6 protein-coding genes are annotated in these 6,456 nt (G+C 34.4%); 5 read left to right on the forward strand and 1 reads right to left on the reverse strand.

Annotated elements, in window-relative coordinates:
* The first annotated feature begins 22 nt into the window (after nucleotides 1-22).
* Together dmpG and ADA55_RS31335 are read left to right on the forward strand one after the other, a co-directional pair.
* Nucleotides 23-1,051, forward strand: coding sequence for a 4-hydroxy-2-oxovalerate aldolase (gene dmpG, locus ADA55_RS05715; RefSeq protein ID WP_048680384.1), 1,029 nt, complete (start codon nucleotides 23-25; stop codon nucleotides 1,049-1,051).
* A gap of 494 nt (nucleotides 1,052-1,545) precedes the next feature.
* Entirely contained in the window at nucleotides 1,546-1,647 is a 102-nt protein-coding gene (locus tag ADA55_RS31335; RefSeq protein ID WP_142398510.1) for an LPXTG cell wall anchor domain-containing protein, read from the forward strand.
* A gap of 348 nt (nucleotides 1,648-1,995) precedes the next feature.
* On the opposite strand, the gene ADA55_RS29175 is transcribed toward ADA55_RS31335, so the two are convergent.
* Nucleotides 1,996-2,142 carry a BH0509 family protein gene (locus ADA55_RS29175; RefSeq protein ID WP_127777491.1) on the reverse strand — a complete coding sequence of 49 codons (147 nt, stop codon included), beginning with the start codon at nucleotides 2,140-2,142 and terminating at the stop codon, nucleotides 1,996-1,998.
* A 1,481-nt stretch (nucleotides 2,143-3,623) separates the two neighbouring features.
* Between ADA55_RS29175 and ADA55_RS05720 the strand changes: the two genes are divergently transcribed.
* The 3 genes from ADA55_RS05720 to ADA55_RS05730 all read left to right on the forward strand — a co-directional run bounded on the left by ADA55_RS05720 (nucleotide 3,624) and on the right by ADA55_RS05730 (nucleotide 6,349).
* Nucleotides 3,624-3,998 carry a DUF1878 family protein gene (locus tag ADA55_RS05720; protein WP_048680386.1) on the forward strand — a complete coding sequence of 125 codons (375 nt, stop codon included), beginning with the start codon at nucleotides 3,624-3,626 and terminating at the stop codon, nucleotides 3,996-3,998.
* Between the two features lie 372 nt (nucleotides 3,999-4,370).
* Nucleotides 4,371-5,717, forward strand: a complete 1,347-nt coding sequence (locus ADA55_RS05725; RefSeq protein WP_226990418.1) for a sensor histidine kinase — start codon at nucleotides 4,371-4,373, stop codon at nucleotides 5,715-5,717.
* A complete protein-coding gene (locus ADA55_RS05730; RefSeq protein WP_048680388.1) occupies nucleotides 5,714-6,349 on the forward strand; it encodes a response regulator in 636 nt (211 codons plus the stop codon). The genes ADA55_RS05725 and ADA55_RS05730 overlap by 4 nt, the downstream gene beginning before the upstream one ends.
* Nucleotides 6,350-6,456 lie beyond the last annotated feature (107 nt).

Here is a 6,456-nt window from a genome sequence, read left to right on the forward strand (position 1 = left end):
GTAGAAAGGGGTACTAAATACAATGACAAATAATGAAGATATATTAATCACTGAGGTAGCGTTGCGAGATGGAAGCCATGCGATCTCTCATCAATATACTGTAGATCAAGTACTTAAAGTTGCCAAAGCATTGAATGACGCTAATGTCCCTTATATCGAAGTATCACATGGAGATGGTTTAGCTGGATCATCTTTACAGTATGGTCTATCAAGAACAAATGAAATGGAATTAATCGAAGCCGCAGTTTCTGTTGCGGATAAGTCAAAAATCGCCATTTTGTTATTACCAGGTATTGGTACTTTACATGATTTAAAAGAAGCAGCCAATTTGGGAGCAAAAATGGCTCGTATTGCAACTCATGTTACCGAAGCTGACGTTGCCCAACAACATATTGCTTATGCAAAAGAACTTGGAATGGAAACCGTCGGATTTTTGATGATGGCCCATATGGCACCAGTTGAAAAATTAGTGGAACAAGCAAAATTAATGGAAAGCTATGGCGCAGATACTGTATATGTAGTTGATTCAGCAGGTTATCTACTTCCAGAGCAGGTTCGTGAACGTATACGTGCACTTAAACAATCTGTAGGAACTAAAGTGGGTTTCCATGGTCATAATAATTTATCTCTTGCGATGGCAAATACGCTTGTCGCAATCGAAGAAGGAGCTACTCGCATTGATGGTAGTGTTCGCTGCTTAGGAGCAGGTGCCGGTAATACGCAAACAGAAGTACTTGTAGCCGTTCTTGAACGGATGGGAATTCAAACAGGGGTGGATTTATATAAAATGATGGATTTGGCAGAAGACATTGTGGCTCCAATTTTGCAATCGCCTCAAGAAATTACAAAAGATAGCCTAACTCTAGGGTATGCTGGGGTATACTCAAGCTTTGCTCTTCATGCAAAACGCGCAGCTGAAAAATTTAATATCGATTCACGTGATATTTTAATCGAATTAGGAAAACGTAAAGTAGTCGGCGGTCAAGAAGATATGATTTTAGATGTGGCTACTGAGATTGCGCAAGCGAAGCGTTCTTTAGTATTAAAATAGCTGAAATTGAAATGGGGCTGTCCCAAAAGTCAGGAAAATGACTTTTAGGGGCAACCCTTTTTTAACGAAATTTATGCAAAAAAAAATCGCCCTTTTTAGTAAAATGAAGTTACCACACACCCCATTTACGAAAGGACGATTTTTTATGAGCAATCCAAAGATTACTTCGGAAAATTATAACATGGAACAAACTTTACTACCACTATCTGTTCAAGGAAGCTGTCGTTCATTATAGCCGTTAATTATTAAAGAACATTTTTAAAGTTTGGAAAGTGTCTTTTTTTATTTACACTTTTTAATTGTGCCATTGCATAATTGTGGTTTTGTGTTATGAAAGCATTAAATGACTCTAGTGTGCATTTTTACTTGTTCAACTAACGGGGCAGGTTTGTTTAATAAGACTTTTAGAATCAAACTACCAGTTGAAACCTTTTTAGGGAAAATCTCGTATATAGATTTAGGGAAATGTTTTTTTAGAATAGGAGGAACAGGTTATGTTAGGGGATATTATATATCAAGTTATTGTTTTCGGAGGTATAGCATTAATTTTAGGTGTTTTTGGTTATTTATTTTTTAAGAAGACCAAGAAAAGCTAATTAAATTTCTAATTCAAGTAACGGGTGCTTTACTTCATTAAGAAATAGTAAAATGAAAAAAAGGATAAGGACGATTATTTCTTAAATAAAAAACCTATTCTTGATGAATACCAGGTTGTCCTTCCTTTTCCCTCCATTCCTGACACTGAAGACATATTAACGATAACTTCCATTGCATAATGAATGTTGTTTTCTTCAGCTGAAAGCTAGCAAGGTCAGAAAGCAACTGAAACTCACTTGTTACAAAATAGTGGATTTGCAAGAAGTTATTTCCGAAAGAATAAAAGTAAAAGCGGGAAACCATGAATTATCAATGGTTTTCCCGCTTTTTATCATTTTATATTTGAGTTACATATAATCATAAACAGAGTCATCAAAATAGAGCCAGTGATAATATTCAATCTGTGAATCTGTCATCTTGGAAATGTCTTTCTCATTGAATTTTTGTTGCTCAATTAATTTCTGCACTTTGGATTTTCTTTCTACTTGGCTCATCTTAAATCCTCCTTATAGTATGAGAAGTAACGAAGTATTTAAAAATTGAAAACGCTTTCTTTTTTCTTGTTTTTATTATATATCTCAATGTCAGATTAAACAAATATCAAATATAGATGATTTTTAAGGAAATAATATAGAAATGTTATTTATCTATTTACTTTGAAGCAGTTAAAGAGGCAAGGTCGAATTCCCAAAGCCTGAGTTTTGTTAAAATATCAAGCCCAAGTTTCTAGAAAAGGGAGTTACTTCCTTTTGAGGGGAATAACTCCGATGATTTTTGGTTTTCACTTTTAAATAAGGAAAAATGTCAAAGAACCAATTCCAGGTAATGCAGCCAATACTGCCTGAAAACGCATCTCGGGCTTACTATCTGAATTTCATCTTCTGAGAGATCGATAAAATCTAGTTTCTTTTTTACTTCACCATCTTGATAAAAAGCAAATGTTAACGAATTTTGTTTTAGGCCAAGTTTGAAGTATCTTCTTTAGCATGATAAATATTTAAATCAGTTTTTTACTTTAGTTACACGTTCAATTTCCTTATAATGCAGTTTGAATTCAATTTAAGGATTTTTTCATTTTCATGATAGTCTTTTCTCCTTCCGATATAATATAGGATTAGGTTTAGGCTTCCTCTTGTAATAGGGGGGCTTTTTCAGGTTCTTCATACCAGTTATTTATAAGAATTTAATTGAAAATGCTCACCTATTTGCTCACCTGACATTGAAATATTATGACACTTTGTGAAGTTATCTTAGATGGCTTTAACTAAAAGTGTTGATATTATTACCTTGTTACTTCCTATTAAATTATTAATTGAATGGGCGGGCATGATGCATCGCTTAAATCCCTTAATATAGGGGTTTAACGGGAGATTCAGTCATGAGTGCTCACCTAACATGTGAATATCTTTAAAGTTGAAGGCCTCCCACACTTTACTGTGGGAGGCCTTTTCTTTATATATGAATTCGTTATTTCCTAATGGTTGTTGATTTTTTAATTCCTACTACAGCTTCAATCAATAGTGAAGTGTAGGTATGCCTAAGTAAGTGTGGAGTAATGTTCTTTTCCGTTCCTGGTTTTTTTTGGAAGCTGTTTAAGCTGGGTAACAACTATTCGGTGCTTCTATGACATGTTAACAGGGTTTCATCAATCTTAATCGTATGTAAAGAACCCTTTGTTTTTGGTGTTAAAAGTTGCCCATTTTAAGGGAATGATCGTTGATTCTTGAACCGGTATAGGGAATACAAGATTTCTACCAGGGAAGCATCGCTAAAAATACGGGAATTATGAAATGTAAATTATTTCGTTTCACTTTTGGGACGAGAGGATTTACTAAATATATTAGTATAAAGTTAGAAGAGCGGAAACACTTACCCTAGCCCCTTTGTTAAAAGGAGTTTGACCACAATGAAAATTATTAGAGTTAGAGAAGTTGCAATTGCACTTTGGGTATTATAATAGTAGGAGATGAATTTAATGGAAGAGTTAATAGATGAATTTAAAAAGATGAAATATCATCAAAAGTTATTACTTACAATTGCTTTGGATAAAGATCCTGAACAATATACTTTTTTTCATTTCATTTTGAATAATGATCTGAATGAAAAGGATTCAAAGGTAATTTTTGAAATACTTCATGCTTTAGAAGATATAAAGGAAGGGACTTACAAAAAGGGTAAATATGAAGCAGTCATTACTTCATTATTAGGAGATAATCCTTCAGTATCCATGGATATCTTTGAAAAGGCATTGTTACATGTGAATATTGATGTGAACCCTATTTATCTAATTAAATCCTTGAGAAATCAATATCTTCAAGTTGATTTATGTAATTACCTCTTGGAACAATAAAGTATGATATTCTCAACCCCTTTTCCTATAGTTGCACTGACCTAAAAATGAGAAAAGTAAAACACTTTTCGTTGAAAAGTAGGTATTGAATATCAGCCAATCAATGTGAAGGTGTTTTTTCTATGGGGAAAAATGCAATGTAGTTAAATAATTCTAAAAGAATTTGACGTTATAATAATTAATTTTTTGTATAGGGTAGCTTTTTATCCATAGAGGGTGGCTCATCCACGTACCCATTTTTTTATAATTTTCATAATAATGATGAATTACGTATAATGAGGTTATGGAAGGGTACACATACATTTAAATCAATACGAATTGAAAGAATGGTTATCATTCTATTCTATAAGCAAATAATCTATCAAAGGTGAAATGATTATGATAGCTAGTCTTATGAAGTCTTGGACAATATGGATGAAAATTGGAGTAATTTTATTCGGGGTATTCTTACTATCGTGGTTGGGTCCTGACGAAATTGGTCTTACTGATTTGCTTATTTCATTAAGAGAAGGTGAAGAAACAGGAAATCAGTTAATGCTTGCGGTTTTTTTGCTAGTGTCTTTAAATACAGTTTTAGCTTTGTTTCATTATATTGGTGCACTGCTGTTGGGTGACGAAATCGCTGCTCGTTTAAACCGTCCATGGTTAAAAATCATCATTCCTCTTATTGTTATTCCTCTCGATTATATCGTGATAAATGCTTATTATTCTTTAACATACTCATTTAGCGCATATGCTTTGTTATTGTTGTTAGCCATCTTATTATTGCAAGCCTTTGAAAAGGATAGACTAAAGCCAATTATTAAAACGATTATTTGTTCTCAATTAATCTTTGGGATTGAATGGCTGAATGAGATTCCTTCTTTATCCCAATATGGATTTGGCCAAGGGTCGATTTCAAAGGAATTAACAGGTATAGCGGTTCAAATTGGATTCGAGCAATCTTTAACATTGTACAGTTTAACTTTGTGTTTAATTTTCGTTATTAATGCTGTTATTTTAGCTGTGTACTTTTCATTGGCTGAACAAAAGTGGCGGATAAAGCAAGAGCTTCATTATGCGCAGTTAGAAGCAATGCAGTCAAGATCAGGACGGGAAGCACTATATCTGGTCCATGATTTAAAAACGCCTCTTACAACAATTGAGGGGCTAAATTCTTTAATTAGTATGAAAGTGGACGATTCTAAAATTAAAGAATATTGCCAAAGGATTTCAGCATCGATTCTTTCCGTTAGCGACATGATTTCCGAGATTTTATATGATGATAAAAAACATTGGTGCCGTATAAAAGATTTAGTTGAATATGTCGAAGCAAGCAGACTGAGCGGGACAAATCTTAATCTGAAGGTAGACTTTCAAACAGATCCTGAAATTAAAATTTTCATTAATAAAATCCGAATGACAAGGGCATTAGTGAATTTAATTGACAATGCTTATGATGCAGTGAATGGAATAGAAGATGGAAAGATTTTGCTTAAGGTAAAAACCTATGAAAATGAACTTTGGTTGGGCGTATCAGATAACGGGAAAGGGATTTCACCTAAAGAGCAGGAGAAAATATGGAAAGCTGGGTTCAGTACAAAATCGCATCCAGGCATGGGATTAGCTTTCGTACGACAAGTTGCTGAAGGACATGGTGCATCGGTGGAAATTGATAGCAAGCTTGGGCACGGGACAATATTTTGGATTAAACTAGCTGAGGGGAGTGTGTCAAGATGAACATTTTAGTCATAGATGATGATACATCAATTCAATATATGCTAAGTGAAATTTGTGAATTTGCCGGCTGGAATGTAGATACGGCTAACAACGGAAAAGAAGGGTTAAATGTGTTTGCAGAAAAAGGAGCAGATGTTGTTTTAGTTGATTATCATATGCCGGAAATGGACGGAATAAAAACAGTGGGTGAGCTTCGTAAACTTAATGCCGATGTTCCGATTCTTGTATTAACAGTCGATGAACGACAGGAAATTGCTGATCGCTTTCTTGAAGCAGGCGCAACGGATTTTGCCTTAAAGCCTGTAAAAGCACCTGATTTGATTTCAAGGATTCAACTGCATGCCCGCCTAGCAAAATTAACCCAATCAGCTCCGCAGCAAAAATCCAGTGAAGAAAAGGATGTATTTGTAACAAAGGGAATTAGTAAGAGAACACTTCGTCACGTTAGTGATTTTCTGCATTCTAATCGCGAGCCTTTTTCTGTTGATACAATTTCTAAAGAAGTTGGATTGGCTTATCCGACCGTTTATCGCTATATTATGCATTTACTTGATGAAGGAAAAGTGGAAACTATTGTGAGTTATCAAAAAATAGGAAGACCCAAAAATTTATATCAATGGATTGTTGACTAAGAAGCTGTCTTAATTAAAGGCAGTTTGAGTTTGTATAAGGGTTCCAATTGGTATTTTAACAAAGTTGATTGGAACGGAAGGTACGAGACTCCTGCGGGAAAAGCGCG

The sequence above is a fragment of the Bacillus sp. 220_BSPC genome, assembly GCF_001054655.1.
GTDB classification, from domain to species: domain Bacteria; phylum Bacillota; class Bacilli; order Bacillales; family DSM-1321; genus Peribacillus; species Peribacillus frigoritolerans.